Origin of the sequence: Streptomyces sp. NPDC000983, from assembly GCF_040299205.1 — a bacterium.
In the GTDB taxonomy this organism is placed as follows: domain Bacteria; phylum Actinomycetota; class Actinomycetes; order Streptomycetales; family Streptomycetaceae; genus Streptomyces.
The window spans coordinates 208,582-232,855 of record NZ_JBEPBM010000004.1 but is presented as its reverse complement, the minus strand read 5'-3'; the positions used below and the strand labels follow the sequence as shown (position 1 = coordinate 232,855).

At 73.4% G+C, this 24,274-nt stretch carries 18 protein-coding genes and 1 pseudogene; 13 read left to right on the top strand and 6 right to left on the bottom strand.

Features of this window, described 5'->3' with window-relative positions:
* Positions 1-212: 212 nt before the first annotated feature.
* A complete protein-coding gene (locus ABT296_RS06655) occupies positions 213-1,019 on the top strand; it encodes a FadR/GntR family transcriptional regulator (protein ID WP_351923941.1) in 807 nt (268 codons plus the stop codon).
* A 148-nt stretch (positions 1,020-1,167) separates the two neighbouring features.
* Here the strand turns inward: ABT296_RS06655 and ABT296_RS06650 are convergent, their stop codons facing one another.
* A complete protein-coding gene (locus ABT296_RS06650) occupies positions 1,168-2,271 on the bottom strand; it encodes an AI-2E family transporter (RefSeq protein ID WP_351923939.1) in 1,104 nt (367 codons plus the stop codon).
* 426 nt (positions 2,272-2,697) lie between these two features.
* On the opposite strand from ABT296_RS06650, the gene ABT296_RS06645 reads away from it, so the two are divergent.
* The 8 genes from ABT296_RS06645 to ABT296_RS06610 all read left to right on the top strand — a co-directional run bounded on the left by ABT296_RS06645 (position 2,698) and on the right by ABT296_RS06610 (position 11,687).
* Positions 2,698-3,552 (top strand): glycosyltransferase family 2 protein, encoded by an 855-nt coding sequence (locus ABT296_RS06645; protein ID WP_351923937.1) that lies wholly within the window; start codon positions 2,698-2,700, stop codon positions 3,550-3,552.
* A gap of 91 nt (positions 3,553-3,643) precedes the next feature.
* Positions 3,644-5,467, top strand: a complete 1,824-nt coding sequence (locus ABT296_RS06640) for a glycosyltransferase (protein WP_351923935.1) — start codon at positions 3,644-3,646, stop codon at positions 5,465-5,467.
* Positions 5,464-5,877, top strand: a complete 414-nt coding sequence (locus tag ABT296_RS06635) for a hypothetical protein (protein ID WP_351923933.1) — start codon at positions 5,464-5,466, stop codon at positions 5,875-5,877. The genes ABT296_RS06640 and ABT296_RS06635 overlap by 4 nt, the downstream gene beginning before the upstream one ends.
* A 14-nt stretch (positions 5,878-5,891) precedes the next feature.
* Positions 5,892-7,322 carry a lipopolysaccharide biosynthesis protein gene (locus ABT296_RS06630; protein ID WP_351923931.1) on the top strand — a complete coding sequence of 477 codons (1,431 nt, stop codon included), beginning with the start codon at positions 5,892-5,894 and terminating at the stop codon, positions 7,320-7,322.
* An 11-nt stretch (positions 7,323-7,333) separates the two neighbouring features.
* Positions 7,334-8,389, top strand: a complete 1,056-nt coding sequence (locus ABT296_RS06625; RefSeq protein WP_351923929.1) for a glycosyltransferase family 2 protein — start codon at positions 7,334-7,336, stop codon at positions 8,387-8,389.
* Between the two features lie 12 nt (positions 8,390-8,401).
* On the top strand, positions 8,402-9,526 hold the full coding sequence (locus ABT296_RS06620) for a GNAT family N-acetyltransferase (RefSeq protein ID WP_351923927.1): 1,125 nt from the start codon (positions 8,402-8,404) through the stop codon (positions 9,524-9,526).
* A complete protein-coding gene (locus ABT296_RS06615) occupies positions 9,523-10,332 on the top strand; it encodes a polysaccharide deacetylase family protein (RefSeq protein ID WP_502977188.1) in 810 nt (269 codons plus the stop codon). The genes ABT296_RS06620 and ABT296_RS06615 overlap by 4 nt, the downstream gene beginning before the upstream one ends.
* Positions 10,329-11,687, top strand: coding sequence for a GH39 family glycosyl hydrolase (locus ABT296_RS06610; RefSeq protein WP_351923923.1), 1,359 nt, complete (start codon positions 10,329-10,331; stop codon positions 11,685-11,687). The genes ABT296_RS06615 and ABT296_RS06610 overlap by 4 nt, the downstream gene beginning before the upstream one ends.
* Positions 11,688-11,691: 4 nt before the next feature.
* Here the strand turns inward: ABT296_RS06610 and ABT296_RS06605 are convergent, their stop codons facing one another.
* The 5 genes and pseudogenes from ABT296_RS06605 to ABT296_RS06585 all read right to left on the bottom strand — a co-directional run bounded on the left by ABT296_RS06605 (position 11,692) and on the right by ABT296_RS06585 (position 18,190).
* Positions 11,692-12,741, bottom strand: coding sequence for a peptidase C39 family protein (locus ABT296_RS06605; RefSeq protein ID WP_351923921.1), 1,050 nt, complete (start codon positions 12,739-12,741; stop codon positions 11,692-11,694).
* Between the two features lie 39 nt (positions 12,742-12,780).
* Positions 12,781-14,883 carry an iron ABC transporter permease gene (locus ABT296_RS06600; protein ID WP_351923919.1) on the bottom strand — a complete coding sequence of 701 codons (2,103 nt, stop codon included), beginning with the start codon at positions 14,881-14,883 and terminating at the stop codon, positions 12,781-12,783.
* Positions 14,880-15,944: an iron-siderophore ABC transporter substrate-binding protein gene (locus ABT296_RS06595; protein ID WP_351923917.1), complete on the bottom strand. Its 1,065-nt coding sequence runs from the start codon at positions 15,942-15,944 to the stop codon at positions 14,880-14,882. Before ABT296_RS06595 ends, ABT296_RS06600 begins: the two co-directional genes overlap by 4 nt.
* A gap of 359 nt (positions 15,945-16,303) precedes the next feature.
* Positions 16,304-17,170: pseudogene (locus tag ABT296_RS06590) on the bottom strand (ABC transporter ATP-binding protein); the annotation flags it as partial.
* Between the two features lie 180 nt (positions 17,171-17,350).
* The gene (locus ABT296_RS06585; protein WP_502977197.1) at positions 17,351-18,190 is read right to left on the bottom strand and encodes a helix-turn-helix transcriptional regulator; all 840 of its coding nucleotides are present in this window, start codon (positions 18,188-18,190) and stop codon (positions 17,351-17,353) included.
* Between the two features lie 130 nt (positions 18,191-18,320).
* On the opposite strand from ABT296_RS06585, the gene ABT296_RS06580 reads away from it, so the two are divergent.
* The 4 genes from ABT296_RS06580 to ABT296_RS06565 all read left to right on the top strand — a co-directional run bounded on the left by ABT296_RS06580 (position 18,321) and on the right by ABT296_RS06565 (position 24,250).
* A complete protein-coding gene (locus tag ABT296_RS06580) occupies positions 18,321-18,782 on the top strand; it encodes a hypothetical protein (protein WP_351924107.1) in 462 nt (153 codons plus the stop codon).
* Between the two features lie 115 nt (positions 18,783-18,897).
* A complete protein-coding gene (locus ABT296_RS06575; protein WP_351923913.1) occupies positions 18,898-19,746 on the top strand; it encodes a hypothetical protein in 849 nt (282 codons plus the stop codon).
* On the top strand, positions 19,746-22,052 hold the full coding sequence (locus ABT296_RS06570) for a bifunctional serine/threonine-protein kinase/ABC transporter substrate-binding protein (RefSeq protein WP_351923911.1): 2,307 nt from the start codon (positions 19,746-19,748) through the stop codon (positions 22,050-22,052). The genes ABT296_RS06575 and ABT296_RS06570 overlap by 1 nt, the downstream gene beginning before the upstream one ends.
* Entirely contained in the window at positions 22,052-24,250 is a 2,199-nt protein-coding gene (locus ABT296_RS06565) for a bifunctional serine/threonine-protein kinase/ABC transporter substrate-binding protein (protein ID WP_351923909.1), read from the top strand. The genes ABT296_RS06570 and ABT296_RS06565 overlap by 1 nt, the downstream gene beginning before the upstream one ends.
* Positions 24,251-24,274 lie beyond the last annotated feature (24 nt).

Sequence of the window (24,274 nt, the reverse complement as noted above, 5' to 3'; positions counted from 1 at the left end):
AATGGGGAACGGGTCATCCGATGCCACGTCGGAGAGTGCCGTCCGATGTACTGGGGGGGGGCAGGTCGAGGGACCGCCAGCGACAGCGGTGCCCTTGCCTCCCCACCAGCAATTCATCATGATGATTACCTCGATGTTGCGCGAGCACGAATTGCACCGTCAAGAGAATCCAGAAAATTGAGCATGATGAATACGATGATCTTGGAGCTGACGTGACCCCCACCTCCGACCGACCCGCTCACGCGAACCACGCGGGATCCGCCACCGCGGGCGGCCTCGGTCGGCCCGGACCGCGGCCGGACGGCGCGCCCCGGCAGACGGCGTCGGGCCGCGCCGAGGGGGCGGCGCGCCGTGTCACCGAGCTGATCGAGAGCGTTCCGCCCGGCTCCCGCCTGGGCACCAAGGAGGAGCTGCGCACCCTGTGCGCGGTGTCCGTGGGCACCTTCAACGAGGCGTTGCGCCTGCTCCAGGCCCGGGGTCTGGTCACGGTCAAGCCCGGCCCCGGCGGCGGCCTGTTCAGCGCCGAGCAGTCCCCCATGGTCCGGCTCGGCAACTCGGTGCTCGCGCTGGACGCGCAGGCCAACGACGTGGCCGACGCGGTCCGTATCCGGGACGCCCTCGACCCCCTGCTGATCGAGGACGCCCTCTGGCACGCCTCACCGGCCGACATCGCCGGGCTGCGCGACCACATCTCCGCGATGGAGCAGGCGGTAAAGGACGCCGACCCGGTCGCCTTCGTCCAGGCCAACTGGCGGCTGCACGCGGCCATCGCCGCGATCAGTCCGAACGTGCTGCTCGGCTCGCTCTACACCAATCTCCTCGACCTGATCGAGGGGCACACCCTGTCGGTGCTACCGGGCGACGACGAGCCCCTGGACGCGTACATCGCCGACCGGCTCGCGCTCCACCGCGCCCTGGTCGACGCCCTGGACCGGCGCGACCGGGAGCAGGCGCTGCGCCTGATCCACGAGCACAACACGACGCCGGCCTCCTCGGAGGAGACCGGCGCACAGCTATGACCGACCGACCCGGCCGCCTCCCGGAGATGGCCGCCGCAAAGCTCTCACCACCCGAACCGGTTCGTGGACCGTCCGCTCGTGATGTCACACCGTCACCGGGCCGACCCGGCAGGCCCCTTCTCGCGGGGCGCCGGGTCGGCCCTCCCTGCTACGACGCGACCGCGGCGGCGGGCGGCGGATCCTCCGCGGTCGGCTCGCTGAGCTGTTCTCGGACGTAGTTCCAGACCACCGCGATCAGGGCGGTGACCGGGACGGCCAGCAGGCTGCCGACGATGCCCGCCAGGTTGCCGCCCAGGGTCACCGCGAGGAGGATCACCGCCGCGTGCAGGCCGAGTCCGCGGCTCTGGATCATGGGCTGGAACACGTTGCCCTCCAGTTGCTGCACGACCAGGATGATGGCCAGCACGATCAGCGCGTCGGTCAGGCCGTTGGAGACCAGCGCGATGAGGACCGCGACGAAGCCGGCGAACATCGCGCCGACGATCGGCACGAACGCGGTGACGAAGGTGAGTACCGCGAGCGGCAGGACCAGGGGGACGTCCAGGATCCACAGGCCGAGCCCGATCAGTACGGCGTCGAGGAGGCCGACGGCGGCCTGGGAGCGGACGAACGAGCCGAGGGTGTCCCAGGCGCGCGCGGCGACCGTGGGGACGTCGGTGGCCAGCCGGCCGGGCAGTTGGCGGGCGAGCCAGGGCAGGAAGCGGGGCCCGTCCTTGAGGAAGAAGAACATCAGGAACAGGGCCAGCACCGCGGTGATCACACCGTTGACGACGCTGCTCACCCCGGTGACCAGGGCGCCGACGGCGCTGCCCAGTCCGTCCTGGGCCCGGTCGACGGCACTGTCGAAGGCCTTGTCGATCTCGGCGTCCCCGATGTTCAGCGGCGGCCCGGCGGCCCACTCCCGCAGCCGCTGGACGCCCTCGACGACGCCGTCGGTCAGCTCGCCGGACTGGGACGCCACCGGAACCGCGATGAGCGCCACGACCCCCGCGGCCAGGACGAGAAACGTGATCGTCACCAGCGAGGCGGCCAGTGCCGGAGGCCAGCCCCGGGAGCGGAGGTAGCGCGTCGGGGGCCAGGTCAGCGTGGTCAGCAGCAGGCCGATGACGAGCGGCCAGATCACCGACCACATCCAGTTGAGCAGCCAGAGGGCACCCCAGAGCATCACGAGGACCAGCAGCAACTCGCCCGATACACGGGCCGATGTGCGCAACGCGGCGCGGGTTTTCGCGGAACTGACCGTGGCAGGCATGGGGCACACCCTATGGGCAGCTCCGGCGGCCCCTGCCGTCGCGGTCGGGGAAGTCCCGTACGGGCACCGCGACTTCCGCAGCCGGTCCGGTCCACGCGGCCCGGATGACGGGTCACGCCCCGCCCGCAGACTTCCCCACCCGGCCCCGTCCACGCGCCCCGGCAGCGGACGAGACCCCACCCACACCCTCCGTTCGCTGTCGCGAAGCGCCGACCCGGCCCCGCACGGCGGGCCTCCCGCGCGCACTCACCGCTGCCCGACCAAAGGCCCCGGGCTCCTGCACTTGACCTCCCGGAAGAAACGTGGTGACCATGTACGTATACGTCGTAAACATACGGGGTCGAGCAGGGCTTCCGCCGCACCGTCGACTACGTCGCCCACCGCTCGGGAATCCGCCGCCGGATCGAGTCTCGGAGCGCCGACATCATGATTCACCCTTCACATCTGAGCGAATCCAACGCTGTTCCCTCTCGCAACGGCACTCTCCCCGGTCCCCCCGCCCGCCGGGCCGACGACCGGCTCGCGCCCCACCCCCTGCGCCGCGCCGAGGACCGGCCGCCGCCCCGGGCCACCGTCAGTCTCGTCGTGCCCGCCCGCAACGAGGCCCGCAACATCCCCTGGGTCTTCGAGCAGATCCCGGACTGCGTGGACGAGGTCATCCTCGTCGACGGCGACTCCCACGACTCGACCGTGCACATGGCACGGCAGTGCCTGCCCACCGTCCGCCACGTCGAGCAGAGCGGCCCCGGCAAGGGCAACGCGCTGCGGACCGGTTTCCTGGCCGCGTCCGGCGACTACATCGTGATGATCGACGCCGACGGCAGCATGCTGCCCGGGGAGATCCCGCACTACCTGCACTTCCTCGACAACGGCTACGACTTCGTCAAGGGCTCCCGCTTCATCGCGGGCGGCGGCTCCCTCGACATCACCCGCATCCGCAGCTGGGGCAACCAGGCGCTCCTCGCGGCCGTGAACCACCTGTACGACGCCCATCTCACGGACCTGTGCTACGGCTACTGCGCATTCCGCCGCAGCTTCCTCGACGATCTCGACCTGCACAGCACCGGCTTCGAGATCGAGACGGAGATGATCGCGCACGCCCTCTGCTCGGGCCTGCGCATCGCCGAGGTGCCCAGCCTGGAGCTGCCGCGCCGCAGCGGCCGCTCCAACCTGCACGCGATCTCGGACGGCCGCCGCGTCCTGCGCACCCTGCTCTCCGAGCGGCCGGGCACCCGCACCGCACACGCACCGCACCAAAGCGTGCCGAGCACGCCGGACTGAGGTCCGCCGATCCGTCCCCACGGAGTCACCAGTGTTCAGCCGGCAGCAATCCGAAGCCCTCCGAGAAACGCCCGTCGGGCCGGAGGACACCATGCCGAGCGCGGGTACCGACACGCCGGCGAATCCCGAGGTGACCGCGCTCCCGCCGGTCACCCGGCCGGTCACGGCCCGTCGGTTCGGCCTCAGCGGGAAGGGCCGCGGCGTCCGCGCCGCGGTCTTCCTGCTGCCCGCGGCCGTCGCCCTGTGGGTGACGTCCCTGCGCGACGTGCGCCTCGACGCCATGGGCGACCTGGGGCTCCTCCAGGTGCTGCCGGTCTCCTTCTGGGTCGCGCTCACCCTCCTGATCGTCGGCTTCTGCGTCGCTGCGGGCGACCGGCGCACCCCGCACTCCTGCTTCGCGCTGTACACGCTGGTCCTGATCGCCGTCATCCACGCCACCCCGCCCCTGCTCTATTCGGAACTGCGCTACGCGTGGGCGTGGAAGCACGTCGCCGTCATCGACGCGATGGTCCGCCACAACGGTGAGGTGCCGGACGCCGAGGGGCTCGGCATCTACAACCAGTGGCCCGGGTTCTTCCAGTTCAACGCGCTGCTTGTACGGGCCGCCGGACTGGAGTCCGCCCTGGCGTACGCGCTGTGGTCGCAGGTGCTGGTCAACGTGCTCACCCTCGGCCCGCTGCTGCTGATCTACCGGTCGCTCACCACCGACCGCCGGCTGATCTGGGGAGCGGTGTGGATCTACTACTCGTGCTCCTGGGTGGGCCAGGACTACTTCGCCCCGCAGGCCTTCACCTTCCTGCTCTACGCGGCCGTGATCGCCCTCGTCGTCAGGCAGCTGCCCTCCTCCCGGACCCCCAACCGCGGGGTGCCGCGCGCCTGGGGCTGGCCGCCCGGCCTGTTCGTGCTGCTGCTGGTGATGGAGGCCGCGATCATCACCTCCCACCAGCTGTCCCCGCTGATGCTGATCAGCGCGCTGCTGCTGCTCTGTCTCCCCCGGGCCAACCGGCGGGTGGTGCTGCCCGCGCTGGCCGGGGCGGTCCTGCTCAACCTGGGCTGGTACGCGACCGTGGCGAGGCCCTATGTGGTCGAGAACCTCAGCAGTTTCGTGAAGGCGGTCACCCAGCCCGAGTCCAACGTCTGGTCCGGGCTGAACCGGCTCGCCGACGCCGCCCCGAGTCAGGTCGTCGTCTCCTGGATCGACCGGGGCCTGTCGGGAGGCGTCTTCCTGCTCGCCGCCGCGGCCTTCGTCGCCCACCGCTGGACCCGGCGCACCCCCATGCCGCTGCTCGCGCTCTCACCGCTGCCGATCGCCCTGGTCAACGCCTACGGCGGCGAGATGGCCTTCCGCGCCTACATGTTCGCCCTGCCCGCCGCGGCCTTCCTCATCGCGGCCCTGCTGATACCGCACCTCGGCCGGCTGTCCCTGCGGACGCCCCTGGTCGTCGTCGTCCTGTTCGCCATGGTCGGGAGCCTGATGTTCGGCTACTACAGCAAGGAGGCGATGAACCGCTTCTCCGCCGACGAGGTCGCCGCCACCCGCTATGTCACGACGCGGACACCACCCGGCTCCCTGATCATCTCCGTCACGTTCGCCGCTCCCGGTCTGGAGATGCGCTACGACCAGCACGAGCGCACGGAACTCACCAGCGAGGGCCTGGAGGCCAAGCGGCTGATGGTCCGCGACCCCGTGGCGGGACTGGAGCCGATCCTCGGCCGCGCCGGCGGCGACCCGGCGTACGTCATGATCAGCCGCGCGCAGGAGGCGGACGTCCGGCTCAACGGCTCGATGCCCGCCGACTTCACCCGCCGGCTCGAAGCCGCCCTCGCGACCGCGCCCGGCTTCACCACGGTCTACCGCGGTCCGGACGCGGTCGTCTACCGCTTCGACCCGCCCTCGCAAGGGAGTGCGCGATGAACCGGCCGCGCTGGTCACTGGCCCTGTCCGGATGGGTCGCGCTCGCCACGACCGCGCTGCCGGACGCCTCACCGGTGCGGGTGGTGGCCACGGTCGCCTTCCTCCTCCTGTGCCCCGGTCTCGCCGCCCTGTGGTGGGCCACCGGGCCCGGCCCCAGGCGCGGCGACGGACCCGCCGCCCTGCTGGCGCCCGTGGTCCTCGCCGGAGCCGTCAGCGTCGCCCTGTGCGCGCTGGTCGCGGAGACCCTGTTCGTCCTCGGGGTGTTCAGCCCCGTACGGGCGCTGCTCGCCCTGGCGGTCCTCACCTCGGCGCTGGTGCTGACACCCCGGCTCCGCCTGCCGCGGAACGACACCTCCGCGCCCCCGCGCTGGCCCTCGCGCCAGGGCCCGCTGTCCGGCAGCGCGAAGTGAGCCCGGGGGACACCATGGCCACCCAGGCTTTCAGCGGACACCAAGGGCTGCCCCCGGACGAGGCCCCGACGCGGGCGCCGGCCGCCCCGCGCCCCTTCCTGGCCGGTGTCCGCACCCGGTGCGCCGGGCTCCTGCCGAGCGAGCCGCTGCTGCGCAACGGCCATCTCCTGGCGATGAGTTCCCTCGTCAACGCGGTGCTGGGAGCCGTCTTCTGGGTGCTCGCCACCCACTGGTACGACGACCGGACGGTGGGCCTGAACTACGCCGCCGTCTCCGCCGCCACCCTGCTGTCCACGGTCGGCCAGCTCAACCTCTCCGACTTCCTGGTCCGGTTCGTGCCGGCCGCCGGACGCCACACCCGCAGCCTCATCCTGACCTGCTACTTCGCCAGCATCACCTGCAGTGTGCTGGTGTCCGTCGGGTTCCTGCTGCTGGTGCCCTCCGTCAGTCCCGGGCTCGACTTCCTGCTCTCGCCGCTGACCGGCTTCTTCTTCGTCGCCTACACCGCCGCCTACGCGATCTTCGCGCTCCAGGACGGCGCCCTGACGGGCGTACGGCACCCGGGCTGGGTGGCGACCGAGAACGTGATCTTCGCCGTGGTGAAGATCCTCCTGCTGGCCGCCGCGGCCGCCCTGACCCTCTTCATGGGCATCCTCATCTCGTGGGCCGGCGCCCTGATCGTGGCCCTGCTCGTCGCCAACGTCTTCCTGCTGCGCCGCGCCGTGCCCCGTCACGAGCGGCAGGCCCCGCGGGCGGCCCGCCCGCCCCGGCTGGTCGGCTACGCGACGGCCGACTACATCGGCTCGCTGTTCCGCATGGCCGCCTACAGCCTGGTGCCGCTGCTGGTGCTGAACACCCTCGGCCCGGAACAGAGCGCCTACTACTCGCTCGCCTGGATCGTCGGCTACGTGCCCTACCTCCTGGCGACGAACATGGGCAGCTCCCTGATCGTCGAGGCCGCGCACGAGCCGGGACGGCTCGCCGAGCACACCTTCCGCGTCCTGCGCCACTCCGCGCTCCTGATGGCCGGCGGCGCCCTGCTCATCATCGTCGTCGCGCCGTGGCTGCTCGCCTTCTTCGGACCCGAGTACGCCGAGCACGGCACCACGCTGCTGCGGCTGCTGGCCCTGTCCGCGCTGCCCAACCTGCTGGTGAGCGTCGTCGTGGACGTGGCCCGGATGCGCCGCCGCATGGGCACGGTCGTCGGGCTCCAACTGGCCCTGTGCGCCCTGGTCCTGGGCCTGGCCGGGGTGCTGCTGCCCCGGATGGGTCTGGCCGGCGGGGGGCTGGCCTGGCTGGTGGCCCTGACGCTGCTCGCCCTCTATCTGCTGGTCCGGCGCTCCCAGTGGCTGCCCCCGCGGCCCGGGGACGCGTCGGCCACCCCACCCACCCCCACGCCCGAGGAGGCCCGGCCCGGCGGACCCGAGCCGGACCGGCGGAAGTAAGGAGAAGTGCCGTGCCCGGTACCGATGTCTCCGTCGTCATCTGTGTCTACACCGAGGACCGGTGGCAGGACATCCTCGCCGCCGTCGACTCGGTACGCGTCCAGTCGCTGCCCGCCGTGGAGACCCTGCTGGTCGTCGACCACAACCCGGCCCTGCTCGACCGGCTCCGCGAGGAGTACGGCGGCCGGGGCGGCGGGCCGGTCCCGCGGATCATGCCGAACGCGGGTCCGCAGGGCCTGTCCGCCGGGAAGAACACCGGGATCGCCGCCGCCAGGGGCTCGGTCATCGCCTTCCTCGACGACGACGCCGTCGCGGAGGAGGACTGGCTGCGGCACATGGCCGACGCCTACTCCGACCCGCAGGTGATGGCCGTCGGCGGACGGACGGTACCGGCATGGGCCTCGGGGCGGCGCCCCGCCTGGTTTCCCGCCGAATTCGACTGGGTCGTGGGCTGCGCGTACAAGGGGATGCCCCCGGGGCGGACACCGGTCCGCAACGTGCTGGGCGGCAACGCCTCCTTCCGCCGGACGGCCTTCGACGCGGTGGGCGGCTTCGCCGTCGGCATCGGCCGCGACGGCGACAAACATCCGCTGGGCTGCGAGGAGACCGAGCTGTGCATCCGGCTCACCCAGGCCGTCCCGGACGCCGTACTGCTCCTCGACCACCACGCCGTCATCCACCACAAGGTGCCCCCGGTCCGGGAGCGGTTCGCCTACTTCCGCCGCCGGACCTACGCCGAGGGCCTCTCCAAGGCCCAGGTCACCCGGCACGTCGGCGTGCGCAAGGGCCTGGAGTCCGAGCGCCGCTACACCACGCATGTACTGCCCGCCGGTGTCGTCCGGGGCGTCCGCGACTGCCTGCTCGGCCAGCGCGGCGGGGCCGGCCGGGCGGCGGCGATCGTGGTCGGAGTGTCGAGCGCCGCCCTCGGCTACCTGGTCGGCGTGATCCGCGCCCGCCGCGGCCGTTCCGCATCCTGGGTGGTGGAGACGCCCGCCCGGACCGGCACCCGCCCGCCCGCGCCCGTTCCCGCCGGTGAGCGGCCCCCCGTCGGCCACCCCGCGACCTGAAGGACACCCGTCATGGACATCAGTGTGTACCGGCCGGAGGAACTGACCGGTGCCGACCGCACCGCCTGGACGACCCTTCAGTCGAAGGCGCACGCCGGGGGTTCCACACAGCTCGCGAACCCCTTCCTCGCACCCGAGTTCGCCCTCGCCGTCGGCTGGCGCAGGCGCGGTGTGCGCGTCGCCGTGCTGCGCGAGGACGGTCCCACCGGGGAACCGGTCGCGTTCTTCCCCTACCAGCGCACCCTGACGGGCGTCGGCCGCGCCGTCGGGCTCGGCCTGTCCGACTGCCAGGGGCTGGTGCACCTGCCGGGATTCCGGTGGGACGCGCGCGAACTGCTCGGCGCCTGCGGTCTCGCCATCTGGGAGTTCGACCATCTCGCCGAGGGGCAGCAGCCGTTCGAGCAGTCCGTGACCGGCACCTACGCCTCCCCCGTGATGGAGGTGGCGGACGGCTGGGACGCCTATGTCGCGCGGCTGCGCGAGCGGTCGGCGCGGGGCACCCGGGTGCGGCTGGCCCAGGAGCGGAAACTGGCCAAGGCCTTCGGCGAGGTCCGCTACGTCCACGACGAACGCGACCCCGAGATGCTGCGCACCCTCATGGACTGGAAGTCCGCGCAGTACCGCAGGACCGGCCGCAGCGACCGCTTCGCGCACCCCTGGATCACCGAGCTGGTGGAGCAGTTGTTCCACACCCGCGCCGACGCCTGCACCGGCATCCTCTCCGTGCTGTACGCGGGCGGGCGGCCGGCCGCCGCGCACTTCGGCCTGCGGTCGCAGCACATCCTGTCCTGCTGGTTCACCGCCTACGATCCGACGTTCGCGAAGTACTCCCCGGGCGTCACCCTGCATCTGCGGATGGCGCAGGGCGCCGCCGGACAGGGCATCTCCTATCTCGACCTGGGACGCGGACAGCGCGAGCACAAGGACGCCCTCAAGACCGGCGACGTGCACGTCTCCGAGGGCTGGGCGGTCCGGCGCCATCCCGTCGCCCTGGCCCACCGGGCGCGCCGGGCCCCGGTGCGGGCGCTGCGCAACACGGTCGTGTCCCATCCGGAACTGCGAGGGCCCGCCGACCGGCTCCTCAAGCGGATGGGCCGGGCCCGCACCTGGGGTGCCACGCACATGAGGAGCGCATGATGACCCGGCCCGTCCCGATCCTCATGTACCACGGTGTCTCGGACGTGCCGGCGGACGCGATCCGTACGCTCTCCGTCACCCCGGGGATGTTCGCCAACCAGATGGAACTGCTGGAGGAGCGGGGCTTCACGCCCGTCACCACCGCGCACCTCGCGCGGGCCTGGCGGGGCCGGGCGGCACTCCCCCGCCGGCCCGTGCTGATCACCTTCGACGACGGGTACCGGGGCGTGCACCGGTACGCCCTGCCGGTGCTGCTCCACTACGGCTTTCCCGCCGCCGTCTTCGTCACCACGGGCTGGCTGCGCGGCCCGGACGAGATCGACGGCGCCGCCCTGGACCGGATGCTCGACTGGGACGAGGTGCGTGAACTGGCCGCGCGGGGTGTGGAGATCGGCGGTCACAGCCACACGCATCCGCAGCTGGACCAGCTCCCGGCGGACCGGCTGCGGTTCGAGGTGGAGCGCTGCAAGGAGATCATCGAGTCGCAGACCGGTGTCGCGCCCACGTCCTTCGCCTACCCCTACGGCTACTCCGACCGCCGGGTGCGGCAGGCCGTGCACCGGGCCGGTTTCGCCCAGTCCCTGGCCGTGGGCAACGCCCTCGCCGACCCGCGGCAGGGCCCGCTGGCCCTCCGTAGACTGACGGTACGACGGGGTACCGGACTGCGGGAGTTCACGCGACTGGTGGAGGGACGGGCCGTCGGCCGTACCTTCGCCGTGGACCGGACCCTGACGAAGGGCTACGCGCTGGTGCGCGGCTCCCGGCGGCTCGCGCGCAGGACGGTCGGGGCAGGTGTCCGGGAGTGATCCATCGGGCGGGACAGTCGAGGGCCGTACGGTGGCGGGCCGGCGCCGCCCTCGCGGTGATCGCCGTCCTCGCCCTCGTCGCCGCGCTGTGCGGCAGCCAGTCCGGCAAGGGTGAGGCAGCCGTCCCGGCCTCGCTCGGCTGGGGGGTCACGCACACCCAGTACAGCGCCGCGGACGGCACCAGCGCGTCCCTCGTCGACACGGCGCTCGCCTCGCTGTCGGCGCGGTCGCTGCCGCAGAACCAGCACCTCATGGGCTGGGGCGCCGACAACCCCGAACCGTCCCCGGGCCGCTACGACTTCGGGGCCCTGGACGCGCGGATCGAGCTCATCCGGAAGACGGGCGGCACTCCCGTCATCACCCTGTGCTGCGCGCCGGACTGGATGAAGGGCGGCACCCCGGGCCGCACCGACTGGTCCCGCCGCTCGCTCGAAACCGCCCCGAGCCCCGAGCACTACGACGACTTCGCCGCCCTCGCCGCGAAGGTGGCCGAACGGTATCCGGACGTACGGCACTTCGTCGTCTGGAACGAGTTCAAGGGCTTCTTCGACGACGGCAGGCAGCGCTGGAACCACGAGGGGTACACGCAGCTGTACAACAAGGTCCACCGGGCCCTGAAGAAGGTGGACGAGAGGATCCTGGTCGGCGGGCCTTACCTCAACATGGACAGCTTCCCGCCGGGGCACACCCGGTACGCCTCCGCCCTCTCCGGGCCGTGGGGCACGGTGGACCAGCGGGTGCTGGACGCCTTCACGTACTGGAACGAGCACAAGGTGGGGGCCGACTTCGTCGTGGTCGACGGCTCCAGCTACGCGCGCGGCGGTGTCGCCCGCCCGGACGAGTTCGGGGCGACGCGGAAGTTCACCGCGGTGGGCCGGTGGATCGGGCGGCAGACCTCGCTGCCGCTGTGGTGGGCGGAGTACTACACCGAGCCGGGCGAGGAGACCGGTGCCCGCCGGGCCTGGACCGAGCCGCACCGCCTGGCGGTCGAGACCGCCGGGATGATGGCCATCGCGAAGGGCGGCGCCGAGACCGCGTTCTTCTGGAACGCGCAGCGGCGGGACGGGCGGTGCGTCTCCTGCCTGTGGCCCCGCGCGGGAGCGGCGCAGGGTGCGGCTGGTGACGGGTTGCCGATGATGGCCCTCGTCCAGCGCTTCGCCGCCGAGTTCCCGCCCGGAACGGCCTACCGGCCGGTCGAGTTGGCGGGCCCCGACGCGTCCGCCGTGCTCGCGCTCGGCGACGACGGGGCCACCCTGGTCGTCAACACCCTGGACCGGCCCGCGCGGGTCACGGTCGACGGCAGGTCCGCCGGTCTGGGGGGCTATGAGGTGCGGTGGCTCGACGGCGGCGGGTGAGGGCTCAGGGTGGCATGGGTCCGAGTGTGACGGCGCCGCGGAACGGGCCCGGTGCCAGGGTCGACATCGCGTCGAGGGAGTCGTCGGGGACGGGGAGCAGATGGGCGTCGACCCAGGTGTCCCCCTTGGCCGTGTCGGACCAGGGGTCCTCGATGACGAGGGCGCCCGGTACCGCCGCGTGGCAGAGGACCCAGTGCGGCACGTCGTACCCGTGCATGCGGTCCAGGGAGAGCAGGAGCAGGACCGGCTCCCGCCGTTCGAGGGCGGTGCGGATCGTGGCGAGGGGCAGTGGGGCGGGGTCGACGGGGACGCCGGTCCTTCGGGCCTCGGCGCGGGAGGTGTCCTGGAGGAGGGCGCGCCAGGACCGTTCCGGGTCGGGCAGGTGGTCCAGGAGGACGGGGTCCTCGCTGTCGAGGTGGACCGTGACGGCCGATTGGGGCCAGGCCCGGTGGACGGCGAGGCCGAGGCCGACCGGTTCGCAGGCCGGGAAGTTGGTGGCGTCGCGCCACAGCGTCAGCTCGGCCCGGCGGTCCAGGTCGTCCCGGCTCAGCGCCCCGGTGAGGGTCCGCCCGACCAGGGCGGCCACCGCGCCGCAGGTGAAGTGGGTGGTCTGGCCGTAGTACGGGGGTTCCGTGACCGCGGTGTCCGACAGCCAGCGGACGTGGCCGGTCGGCGGGTCCTGCGGCTGGGCGAGCGGTGGCGTCAGCGGGTTGAATCCGGCGGCTCGGGCGAGGTCCGGGTCCGCCGTCCAGCCCTCCCACTTGACCTGCGCGAGGCCCAGCCGCGCCGCATGTTCCACGACGGCGTCGACCACGGCCCGTACGTCGCCGACGGCGTCGACGATCTTCAGGTAGGCCGTGTCCGGGCGGGCCGTCACCAGGGCGGCCGCGGCGCTGCCCGCCCCTTCGGCGCCGGGCAAGGACACCAGGCGCGGTCGATGGTGGGAGCGGTCGACGGTGCGCCAGCGTTCGGGCACCTCGTCGGCGAGCGGGCCGAGTTGGAGGTGTGCGGTGTCCGCGTCGAAGGGGGCGACGGTGGGCAGGGGCGGGGGCAAGTGAACTCCTGTGCGGGTTAAGGGGGTTGGCGCTCGGGGTCAGGCGCGGGAGCGGCGCAGCACCCACAGGAAGTACGGTCCGCCGACCAGGGCGATCATCAGGCCCGCCGGGACCTGGGACGGGGCGACGACGGTGCGGCCCAGGGCGTCGGCGACGCACACCACGACGCCGCCGAGGAGCATCGCCACCGGGATGACACGGCCGTGCCGGGCACCCACCAGGGAGCGGGCGAGGTGCGGGGCGACCAGCCCGACGAAGCCGACGACGCCGACCGCGATCACGCTGAGCGCGGCGAGCACCGCGGCGATCGACAGGGCGACGAAGCGGGTGCGCTCCACCGGGACGCCGACCACGCGCGGGGTGTCCTCGTCCACCGCGAGCAGGTCGAGCCTGCCGCGCATGGCCAGCAGCAGCGGAAGGGCGAGTGCCAGGGCCACCGCGACCGGTACGACGTCGGGGAAGGTGCGCCCGTACGTGGTGCCGGAGAGCCAGGTGAAGATGCGCGGGGTGTTCCACGGGTCGGCGCGCAGCAGCAGGAAGGTGGTGACGGCGCTGATGCCGTAGCCGCAGCCGATGCCGATCAGGACGAACCGGTCGGGGAGCAAGCCGCCGCGCCGGGCCAGCAGGGCGATCAGGGCGAACGTGGCGAGCCCGGTGACGACGGCGGCGGTGATGAGCAGGGGCCGCCCGCCGGGCAGTTCCGACGTGACGACGGCCGTGGCGCCGAGGCCGGCGCCCGCCGTGATGCCGAGCACGCCGGGCTCGGCGAGGGGGTTGCGCACCGTGCCCTGCACGACGCATCCGGCGAGGCCGAGGGCGGCGCCCGCGAGGACGGCGGCGAGCACCCGGGGCACCCGGTCGTCGAGGGCCTGCCCGATGAGGGGCGGGGCGGTGCCGCGCGCCCACAGCACGAGGTCGCCCGTGCGCAGCCAGAGGCTTCCGGCGAGCACCGCGACGACGACGGTCGCGGCCAGCAGTGCCAGTGTCCCGCCGACGACCAGGAGGAACGCGCGGCGCGAGCGTACGGCGACGCGTGCGCCGGGCGGCTGCCGCACCTGGCCGGTGTCGCGCAGCCGCAGGGCGAGGACGACGATCACCACGGCGCCGAGCAGTGCGGTGGGGACGCCGGTCGGGATCGAGGCGGCGCCGTCGGCGCCCTGCACCGCGCGCAGCACCGCGTCGGCGAGGAGGACGAGCAGCGCCCCGGACAGTCCGGCCGCGGGGAGTTGGTAGAGGTGGCGGCGGAGGGCGTGGACGCGTCCGGCGATCAGGCGGGCCAGTACGGGGGCGCCCAGGCCGACGAAGGCGATCGGGCCGGCGAGGGTGACCGCCGTGCTGGTCAGGAGCACGGCGCACAGCACCGCGGCCGTCCGGGTGGTGCGGATGGGCACGCCGAGGGTGGTCGCGGTGTCGTCGCCCAGGCGCATCACGTCCAGCCTGCGCGACAGGGCCAGCGCGGCGCACAGCAGCACGGCCACCAGCGGGAAGGCCCGCGTCGAGGCGTCGATGTTCAGCTGGGCGAGGGAGCCGCTGCCCCAGGCGTACAGGCCGGTGGTGTTCTCGCGGAAGAGGATCAGGAGCGTCCCGGTGGCCGCGTCCAGGGCCATGGCCATGGCGGACCCGGCGAGGACGAGTCGGGTGCCCGAGGTCCCGGCGGCCCGGCCGGCCAGCAGCAGGACGAGGACGGCCGCGGTGAGTCCGCCGGCGAAGGCCACGGCTCCGGACGCCCACAGGGACACGGTCAGGCCGAGGGCCGCGACGGCCGAGAGCGTGAAGTAGGCGCCGGCCGTGACCGCGAGGGTGTCCGGCGAGGCGAGCGTGTTGTGCGTGACGGACTGCAGCAGCGCGCCTGCGCAGCCGAGGGCGAAGCCCACCGCCACGCCCGCGAGGAGCCGGGGCAGCCGCGAGCCGGTGAGGATCTCCCCGACCGGTGCCCCGCCGGACTCCTCGCGCGCTCCGGCGAGGTGGCGCAGCAGGTCGGTGACGCCGACGCCCGAGGTGCCCTGGGTGAGGTGCCACAGGCCGACCAGGACGGTCGCGGTGAGGAGGGCGGCCAGGGCGGCGGCGCCGGAGAGGCGGCCGCCGCGCGCGGTGCGCGGCGGCTTCGCCCCGGCGGGCGCCGCGGTGTGCGTCGCGCTCACTTCTTGTCGAGGACGTCGACGTAGGCGTCGATCGCCTGCGCGCAGGAGCGGGGGCCGCCCGCGCCCCACACACGGGGCGGGAAGGAGTGGGCGCGGCCTTCCTTCACGGCCGGGAGGGACTTCCAGATCGGGTTCTTGCCGAGCGCCGCGACGTAGCCGCCGGCGCCCTCGTCGTTGGCGTAGAAGAGGTTGGCGTCGCCGACCGCGGCGAGGCCCTCGACGTCGGTCTGGGCCAGGCCGTAGGAGGGGTCGACGCCGCCGTCGCCGTGGGCGTCGTTCACGGCGTCGGTCCACGCGGCCTTCAGACCGAGTTCCTCGCCTATCTCGGTGAACAGGGCGCCCTGCCCGTACGGACGGACCGTCAGGTTGCCGCCGTCGAGCCAGCCGTCGAAGAAGACGAACTCGTCGGTCGGCAGGTCGGCGTCGGTGACCTGCTGCTTCGCCGTGGCGAGGTGGTCGTCGAACTCCTTGAGGACGTTGTCGGCGCGCTCGGTGCGGCCGGTCGCCTCGCCGATCATGGCGAACACGTCGCGCATGTTCCCGATCGGGTCCTCGGGGTCGGCGCCCTTGGTGGCCATCACGGGGACGCCGCGCTTCTCCAGCCTCGCGATCGTCTCGTCGTCGGCGTCGAACGCCTCGACGACGATGAGGTCGGGCTTGGCCGCGTAGAGGGTGTCGAGGTCGGGTTCCTCGCGGGTGCCGATGTCGGTGACGCCGTCGGGCAGCTTCTCCGCGCTGGTCCAGGTGCGGTATCCCTTCGGGTCGGAGACCGCGACGGGGGTGACGCAGAGGGTGAGGGCGTCCTCGATCTGCTGCCACTCCAGTACGGCGATGCGCCGGGCGGGCTTGTCGAGTTCCACCTTGCGTCCGACGCCGTCGGTGAGGGAGACGGGCCCGGTGGCCGTGGTGGTGGTGTCCTGGGCGCAGTCCTCGGACGCGGGTGAGGCGCTGGTGGTGGCTGCTGCGGTGGCCTCGTCGACGTCGGTGGTGCCGCAGGCCGTGGCCGCGAGGACGATGAGCCCCGCGGAGGCTGCCGCCGCGAGGCGGTGGGCGCGGTTCATGAGGGTCTCTCCTTCTGTGGGTCGCGCGTCGGGTGGCGCGCGGTTCGCGGCACGCGTTCGCTTCGCGGGCGCGCGGTTGTTGACACGAGCCGGCTGGTGGCGCGTGCTTGGTGTGGTGGGCCGCCGGGCGGTTGGGGTCAGCCCGTCGGGTCGGGGCGGCCGGGCGGGTGGGGACAGCCCGTCGGGTCGGGGCGGCCGGGCGGGTGGGGACAGCCCGTCGGGTCGGGGCGGCCGGGCGGGTGGGGACAGCCCGTCGGGTCGGGGCTGGCGAGGGGGCTGCCGACGGCGTGGTCGGAGGGCTCGACGGGGCTGCCCGCGGCCTGGTCGGGGCGGCCGGCGGGCTTGCCGGCGACTTGGTCGTGGCGGCCGACGGGGTCGATGCGGAGGCGGCCGGTGCGCGGGGCGGTCTCGACCTCGACCGTGATGCCGTAGACCTCGGCGATGTTCCGGGCGGTGAGCACGGTCGCCGGTGGTCCGACGGCGTGGACGCGTCCGGCGGCCATGAGGGCGAGGGTGTCCGCGACGCGGGCGGCCTGGTCGAGGTCGTGCAGGACGATCCCGACGGCGGTGCCGTGCTGTTCGGCGAGGTCGCGCACCAGGTCGAGGGTCTCGATCTGGTAGCGCAGGTCCAGGTGGTTGGTCGGTTCGTCCAGCAGGACGACGCCGGTGTCCTGGGCCAGGCAGGCGGCGAGCCACACGCGCTGCATCTCGCCGCCGGAGAGTTCGCCGACGGGCCGCTCGGCCATGTCGCGCACTCCGGTGAGCGTCATGGCGTGCTCGACGGCCGCGCGGTCCCGCGCGGTCGGTCCGGCGAGGCCGCGCCGGTAGGGGTGGCGGCCGAATGCGGCGACCTCCTGGACCGTCAGCCCCTGGGGCGTGGGCCTCGACTGGGAGAAGAGCGTGATCTCCCGGGCGAAGTCCCGGTTGCCGAGCAGCGCCGTGTCCCGCTCGGACTCGGGCGCCTCGGCGTCGGCACGGTCGAGTGTCACCCGGCCGCCGCTCAGCGGGTGCAGGCGGCACAGGGCGCGCAGCAGCGTGGACTTGCCGCTGCCGTTCGGCCCCACAAGGGCGGTGACGTGACCGGGCCGCAGGGTCAGCGACACTCCGTGGACGACGGGTCGGCCGCCGTGCCGCAGCAGGAGGCCGGTCCCGTTCAGGGCGGCGGCCCGCGGCGGGGCGGGAACGTCCGCGACGGGCACGGCGCGCCGGGAGGGGCGTAGGGGCATCGGGAGGTCCGGACCTTCGTAGGGGGCACGAGTGCGGCACCCCCGGGACCGGTCTCCACCGGCTCACGCCGACCGGACCGCGGGCCCGGACAGGAGCGGAGACCAGCACCGCCCCCGCCGAACATCAACTAAGGGTTGCCTAACTCGACGAAGGCTATATTTCGCTTCCGGTGTCGACAATCAGCAGTTCGGGACAGCCGATACGCGATTCGGGACACCCTCTTCCGAGGAGTCCCCCGCCCCGTGGAAGGCGCCGGGTGTCGTCCCCATGACCCGCCGGAACGCGGCGATGAAGGTGCTGGGACGGGTGTAGCCGAGCACCTCGGAGACCGTCGTGACGTCGAAGCCGTCGGCGAGGAGCATCAACGCCCGGTGCACACGCAGCGCTTGGCGCCACTGCGCGAACGACAGACCCGTGCTCCGGCGGAACGCCCGGGTGATCGTGCGGTCGCTGACGTCGAGCTGCCGCGCCCACTCCTCCAGGGAGCGGGGGTCGGCGGGATCGTCCAGCAGGGTCTCGGCGATCGCGTCGATACGTGCGTCACCGGGCAGCCGGAGGGCGAACTGGCGCTCCGAGGGCCGCAGTACGTCGAACACCACCGCTTCCGCGCGGGTGCGGGCGCCGGCTTCGAGGCCCTGGTGGGAGAGGTGGGTCAGCAGGGACTCCAGCAGCGGCGTCATCGCGATCGCCGTCGGCTCCCCGAACGCCAGGGGTGTGCGGTCGGGGGCGAGGAAGGCGCCGTAGAAGCGCGCGCCCGCGGTCGCGCGGCCCGCGTGGACGGTTCCGGCCGGCATCCACAGCCCGTTCCCCTCGGACACCGTGAAGATGCGGTTGCCGACCCGGGAGGTGAGCGTGCCGCCGCGCACCCAGACCAGTTCGTGCAGCCGGTGCGTGTGCGCGGACCACTCCGTGGGGACGCGGGGGACGTGCAGCCCGGAGGTGATGGCGTACGGCGCCACGTTCTGTTCCGGGAGCGCGGCGGGGGGCACCACCACGGTGTCCGCGTCGCGCCGCCAGATCCCGGGGCCGGCCGGCCCGCCGCAGGCCGGTTCGATCATGCGAGCGATTCTATCCAGCGCGGGCTCGGGGCCGCCGTCGGTGCACCTGCCTCCGGGAGTACGGTCATGCGGGGAAGGGGGGTGGGTGTCCATGGACCAGGGCGAGGACCGGATGCTGGCCGAGGAACTGGCCGCACTGAGTGCGACGGGCGCCGTCGGCGGTCGCCTGGTGCGGGCCGTGGCCGGGCTCATGCGGAAGAACGTCCACGAGATCGAACTGTCGGCTCCGCTGCCGTTCGAGGAGGCGGTGAGACGCGTCCGCCGGGTGGTGGAAGGGGCGGGCCGCCCTGCCGGATTCACGCCGGCCGCGCCTTCCGGTAACGACGAGGAGGCGACGTTTCGCGCCGTTGTCGGTGGGGGTGCCGCAGGTCTCAATCCGGTCGTGGTGACGGCGCGGGTGGTGCGGGCCGACGGCGTGACGGCGCGCATACGGATTCGTGCGGCGGCCAAGGAAGGCCTGATCAGACAGCGGGCCGGGGAGAGGACCGCCGTCGGCATCGCCGCCCTGCTGTGCGAGGCGACCGGAGCGGACGGACCGCACCGACGGGAGTGAGGCGGACCCCGGGATGCGCAGTTCCGTTCATGTTCGTGCAACCGAACGCCCGCGACGCGCGTCCGTCGATACGATCACCGGGCGCGAGCGGGGGCTCGCGGACGAGGGGGCGGGGATGACGTACGTCAATTCTGTTGCGCGCAGAAGGACTTGGCGGCGCGGAACCGTCGTGTCGGTGGCCGCGGCGGCCCTGCTGCTCAGCGGCTGCGGTTCCGGGGACGACGACAAGGCGGCGAAGTCGAGGACTCCGGCGCCCTCGAAATCCGCCGCCGTTTCCGCCGCCGCCTCCGCTCCGGCCTCCGGCGAAGAAGCCGCCCCACCGACGACACCCTTCAGGGCGGATCCCGCCAAGGTGCCCAGGACCAGGAGCCGGGCCGAACAGCTGGCGAACACCGTCGTGCTCCAACCACGGGCGTGGGGCGCCGACTTCCGCGCCCAGCAGCAGGCGGCGAGCACCCCCGGCACCGTGGCCGTACTCGACGAGGAGTGCCGGTGGGAGCGGCAGCCGCTGCCCAGGACCGTCCTGGCTTCCCGGTCCCGCTACAGCGAACTCCCCGCCACCGGCGGCAAGGGCGAGCTCAAGGTGACGGCGGCGGTCACCGTGCACGCCAGCGTGCGCGACGCCGACGAACATCTGGCATCCACCTTGGAGGAGCCGATGCGCTGCCGTCGGCAGCAGGTCCGCAGCGACGAATCGATCACCGAACTCCAGTCAGCAGCCACCCCGTTCGGCCAGGGCAACAACACCTATGCCGACGACCAGGTCGTGGAGATCGGCACGTACCTGGCAGGGAAGAGCGAGCGGACCTACCTCTGGTACGTCACCCGGGTGGGCACGGTGACCCTGGGGGTGTCGGTGAAGGGCGCCGAGGGCTACACGAACAACGAGTTGAGCACCTTCGCGTCGACCGCCAACGTCACGATGATCAACAGCGTGGAGTACCTGCTCGGGAAGGCCGGCTGATGGAACCCCTGCGTTCGTCCGATCCCGCGCGCATCGCCGGTCACCGCCTGCTCGGGCGGCTCGGCGCCGGAGGCATGGGCGTGGTGTACCTCGCGCGCACGCCGGGCGGCGCGCTGGTGGCGCTGAAGGTGCTGCTCGCCGAGTATGCCGAGGAGCCGGGCTTCAAGGAGCGGTTCCGCCGTGAGGTCGAGGTCGCCCGGAGGGTGGCGAGCCCCTGGGTGGTGCCGCTGGTGGACGCCGACCCGGACGCCGGGGCGCCCTGGCTGGCGACCGCGTACGTGCCGGGGCCCTCGCTCGCCGAGGCCGTGACCGCGTACGGGCCGCTGTCCGAGCGGGGTCTGCGGCACCTCGGCGGGCGGCTGGCCGAGGCACTGGGCGAGGTGCACCGGGCCGGTCTCGTCCACCGGGACCTGAAGCCGGGCAACGTGCTCATCGCCCATGACGGGCCGCGACTCATCGACTTCGGGATCGCCCGCGCGCCCGAGGACCGGACGCTCACGGCGACCGGCATGGTCGTCGGCACCCCCGGCTACCTCTCCCCCGAACAGGCCGAGGGGCGCAGCGGGGACGGCACCGGCCCGGCGAGCGACGTGTTCTCCCTCGGCTGCGTCCTGGCGTTCGCGGCGACCGGCAGGGCGCCGTTCGGCAGCGGGGCACTGGACGCCCTGCTGTACCGGGCCGTCCACGACCCGGCGGACCTGGACGGGGCGCCGGAGGTGCTGCTCGGCCTGCTGGGCCGCTGCCTGGAGAAGGATCCCGCGAGTCGGCCTGACGCCGCGGAAATCGCGCGTGAGCTGACGACGGACGGGCCTACCGGGGACGCGGTGGCGTCCCAGGGCGCGCCCCGGGACGAGGTGGCACCTGACGACGCGGTGCCGTCCGAGTGGCTCCCCGAGCCGGTCTCGCGGCTGATCGCCGAGCGCTCGGCCGCCGCGCTCGCGCTGCCCGACATCGAGCACACGCTGGCCCCGGCCGGGGCATCGGCCGAGACGCCGGGCTCCGCCGAACCGGCGGACCCCGAGACGCAGGCGTCGTCCGGATCGGACGAGCCCGGGACACGCGAGTCGTCCGCGGCCGCGGACCCGCAGGACTCCCGTCCGGCCGCCCGCCGCCGCTTCCTGCTGCTCGCCGGCGGGGCCGTGGCACTGGCCGCGGGCGGGGGCGGAGTCTGGTGGGCGGCGGCCCGTGACGGCGGCTCGGGGGGCGAGGGCTCCGTCGCGTCGCCGCGTCGGCCTGTGCACACGGTCGCGCTGCACGGCGACCTCAGCGGCCCCCACCAGCAGACGGGCCGGGCACAGGAGCGCGGACTGCGCCTCGCCGCCGAGGAGTTCAACGCACGGGACGACGCCCCGTTCACGGTGAAGGTGAAGGCCGTCGACGACGGGGGCGATCCGGCCGTCTCGGCCCGGCTGGCCACCGAACTCGCCGACGACCCCGCGGTCCTCGCGGTGGTCGGCCCGACCACCGACGACACCGGGCAGGCCGCCCTCGCGACGTACGACGCCGGGCTGCTGCCGGTCGTGGCCGTGTCTCCCGGTACGACCGCCCTGTCCCTCCAGGGTTTCCGCTCGTTCCTGCACGCGCGGCTGCCCGACGCTGTGCTGTCCGTCTATGCGAGCAACTACTTGCGGGGCACGGTGCGTTCGAGCAAGGTCGGCATCGTCGTCGACCGTTCCGCCGGCAACTACGGGACCAATCTGGGCAGTTCCCTGAGCAACTCGCTCGGCAGCGTCGACTACCCGTCGGTGCCGGAAGTGGTCAGCTCGATGCGGCGCGACTTCACAACCGCGGTGGACTCGGTGCTCTCCGCCCGCGCCGACTCCGTGTTCTTCGCCGGTCTGCCCGACCGGGCGGCGCTGATCGCCGCGACGCTGCGGGACCGCGACTTCCGGGGAGCGCGGCTGTCCGGCCCGGCCTTGCTGGACGACCGCTTCCTGAAGCTGGCCCGGGATGCCGCCGAGGGGTGGGTGATGGTGGCCACCACCATCGACCCCAGCCGCAAGCCCGAGGCACGGAAGTTCGCCACCGCCTACCGAAGGCGGTTCCAGGAGGCGCCGCCCCGTTTCGCGGCGGAGGCCTACGACGTGAGCGGAATGTTCCTGACGGCCCTCGCCGGCCTGTCGGCGAAGAACCGCACCCGGCAGAATCTGCTCGCGGCCGTGCGGGCCGGCAAGTACGAGGGCATCACCAAGACGTTCGCCTTCGAGAAGAACGGCATGATGGTCATCGACAGCACAGGTGGCTTCCTCTGGCGCGTCGACCAGGGCGCCTTCGTGTACGACGGCCCCGCACCGATCGCCTTCTGATGGAGCCGCTGCGGGGAGGCGACCCGTCCCGGATCGGCCGCTACCGGCTGCTGCGGCGACTGGGCACGGGCGGCATGGGCGTGGTCTTCCTCGCCCGCGCGCCGGGCGGGGCGATCGCCGCGGTGAAGACGGTCCGGTCCTCGTACGCCGAGGAGAGCGGGTTCCGGGCGCGGTTCCGCCGTGAGGTCGAGGCCGCCCGGCAGGTCGACAGCCGCTGGGTGGTGCCGCTGCTCGACGCGGACGCCGACGCGGAGACCCCGTGGCTGGCGACCTCGTACGTGCCGGGGCCCTCGCTCGGCGAGGCGGTGGACGGGTTCGGACCCCTCACGCCGACTTCCGTGCGGGTACTCGGCGACCGGCTCGCCGAGGCGCTCCAGGCGGTGCACGCGGCCGGTCTGGTGCACCGCGACGTCAAGCCGGGCAACGTCCTGCTGGCGCCGGACGGGCCGAGGCTCATCGACTTCGGTATCGCCCGCGCGCCGGAGGGCACCGCGCTCACCTCCAGCGGTGTGATCGTCGGCTCCCCCGGCTTCCTCTCCCCCGAGCAGGCCCGCGCCGGGGCCGGTGAGATCGGCCCGCCCAGCGACGTGTTCTCGCTGGGGTGCGTACTGGCGTTCGCCTCGACCGGGGTGCGGCCCTTCGGCAGCGGCGGCGCGGCGGGCGTGCTGCTGCGCACGGTGTACGAGGAGCCCGATCCGGCGGCGCTGCCGGACGGGCTGGCGCCCGTGCTGAGAGCCTGCCTGCACAAGGACCCGTCCGAACGGCCGGACCTCGCGCGGCTCCGCACGACGCTCACGCAAGGGGCACAGGGCTCCCCGGAGTTCTCCGACTGGCTGCCCGCGGCCGTCACCCGGCTGATCAACGACCGGTCGGCGGCCGTCCTGACCATCGGCGCGATCGAACCGACCCAGGTGTCCGCGCCCGCGACCCCGGAAGCCGTGACGGTGACGGCCGTGGCCGCCACCGGCCCCACCCCGCGCGCGATCGGCCGCCGCGGCTTCCTGCGCGTCGGCTCCACGGCGGGGCTCCTCGCGGCGGGCGGCGGGGCCTGGTGGTGGAGCACCCGGGGCGAGCCGGAAGGGTCCACGCCCTCCGGAACCGGCCCCTCCCGCCCCGAACTGCTCGTGGCCTTCCACGGCGATCTGACCGGCGCCAGAGAGGCGAGCGGCAAGGCGCAGCTCAACGGCGCCCGGCTGGCGGTCGAGCAGCTCAACGCCGGGGACGACCACCCGTTCCGGCTGAAGCTGCGGGCGTACGACGACGGCGGCGACACCGGGCGGGCCCGCGAGCTGGCGGCCCGGCTGGCGAAGGACACCGAGGTACTGGCCGTACTGGGTCCCACCGGCGACGCCTGCTTCCGTGCCACCGAGCAGACGTACACGGAGGCGGTGATGCCCGTCGTGTCCGTCTCGGTGGGCGTCGACACCAGGACCTCGACGTTCGGCCTGAACGTCTTCTACTGCCATGCCGCGCTCAGCGTCACCCATCCGCTCCTCGCCGCCCCCTGCGTCCGCTACCTCAGCAACCGCGCCGACGCCCGCCGGGTGCTCCTGGTCGACGACAGGGCACAGGGCGACTTCGCCTGGTCCGTGTGCGACCAGGCCGAGAAGTCGCTGCGGCAGAACGGCCGGGCCGCGATCGTGACGCAGGTGGCCGCCGGGAGGATCGACTACGCGGCGCTCGCCGCCGAGGCGCGGTCGGCACGCGCGGACGCGGTCGTCTTCACCGGCGACGCGGCCCGGGCCGCCGGACTGGCTTCCGCGCTCGCCGACGACCGCTTCTCCGGCGCCCGGATGGCGACGGAGCGGGCCATGGAGCCGAGGTTCCTCACGACCGCCGGTGCCGCCGCCGAGGACTGGGTCTTCGCCACCACCTTCACCGACCCCACCGCCCGCCCCTCCGGCCGGGCGTTCACCGAGGCCCACCGCGCCCGCTTCGGCGGCGACCCCGGCTGGTACGCGGCGGAGGCCCATGACGCCGTGATGTTCCTGGCCCGGGCCTGCGACAAGGGCGGCACCGCGCTCACCGAGCGGGGCGCGATCGCCCGCCGCATGCCCGAGATCGGGTACACGGGCATCACCCGCACGGTCAGGTACCAGCAGGGCTTCGGCTACAACCACGACGCCATGTTCGAGTTCCAGGCCGTGGACGGCGCCTTCCGGTACCTGGGCCAGTACCAGGAAGCCGCGGTGTCGTGAGGGGGCGCCGGTCCGCTGCGTGGA

Coding starts and splice junctions, on each gene's coding strand:
- ABT296_RS06650 (WP_351923939.1), bottom strand. CDS start 2,271: ATGCCTGCCACGGTCAGTTCCGCGAAAACCCGCGCCGCGTTGCGCACA.
- ABT296_RS06645 (WP_351923937.1), top strand. CDS start 2,698: ATGATTCACCCTTCACATCTGAGCGAATCCAACGCTGTTCCCTCTCGC.
- ABT296_RS06640 (WP_351923935.1), top strand. CDS start 3,644: ATGCCGAGCGCGGGTACCGACACGCCGGCGAATCCCGAGGTGACCGCG.
- ABT296_RS06635 (WP_351923933.1), top strand. CDS start 5,464: ATGAACCGGCCGCGCTGGTCACTGGCCCTGTCCGGATGGGTCGCGCTC.
- ABT296_RS06630 (WP_351923931.1), top strand. CDS start 5,892: ATGGCCACCCAGGCTTTCAGCGGACACCAAGGGCTGCCCCCGGACGAG.
- ABT296_RS06620 (WP_351923927.1), top strand. CDS start 8,402: ATGGACATCAGTGTGTACCGGCCGGAGGAACTGACCGGTGCCGACCGC.
- ABT296_RS06615 (WP_502977188.1), top strand. CDS start 9,523: ATGATGACCCGGCCCGTCCCGATCCTCATGTACCACGGTGTCTCGGAC.
- ABT296_RS06595 (WP_351923917.1), bottom strand. CDS start 15,944: ATGAACCGCGCCCACCGCCTCGCGGCGGCAGCCTCCGCGGGGCTCATC.
- ABT296_RS06580 (WP_351924107.1), top strand. CDS start 18,321: ATGGACCAGGGCGAGGACCGGATGCTGGCCGAGGAACTGGCCGCACTG.
- ABT296_RS06575 (WP_351923913.1), top strand. CDS start 18,898: ATGACGTACGTCAATTCTGTTGCGCGCAGAAGGACTTGGCGGCGCGGA.
- ABT296_RS06570 (WP_351923911.1), top strand. CDS start 19,746: ATGGAACCCCTGCGTTCGTCCGATCCCGCGCGCATCGCCGGTCACCGC.
- ABT296_RS06565 (WP_351923909.1), top strand. CDS start 22,052: ATGGAGCCGCTGCGGGGAGGCGACCCGTCCCGGATCGGCCGCTACCGG.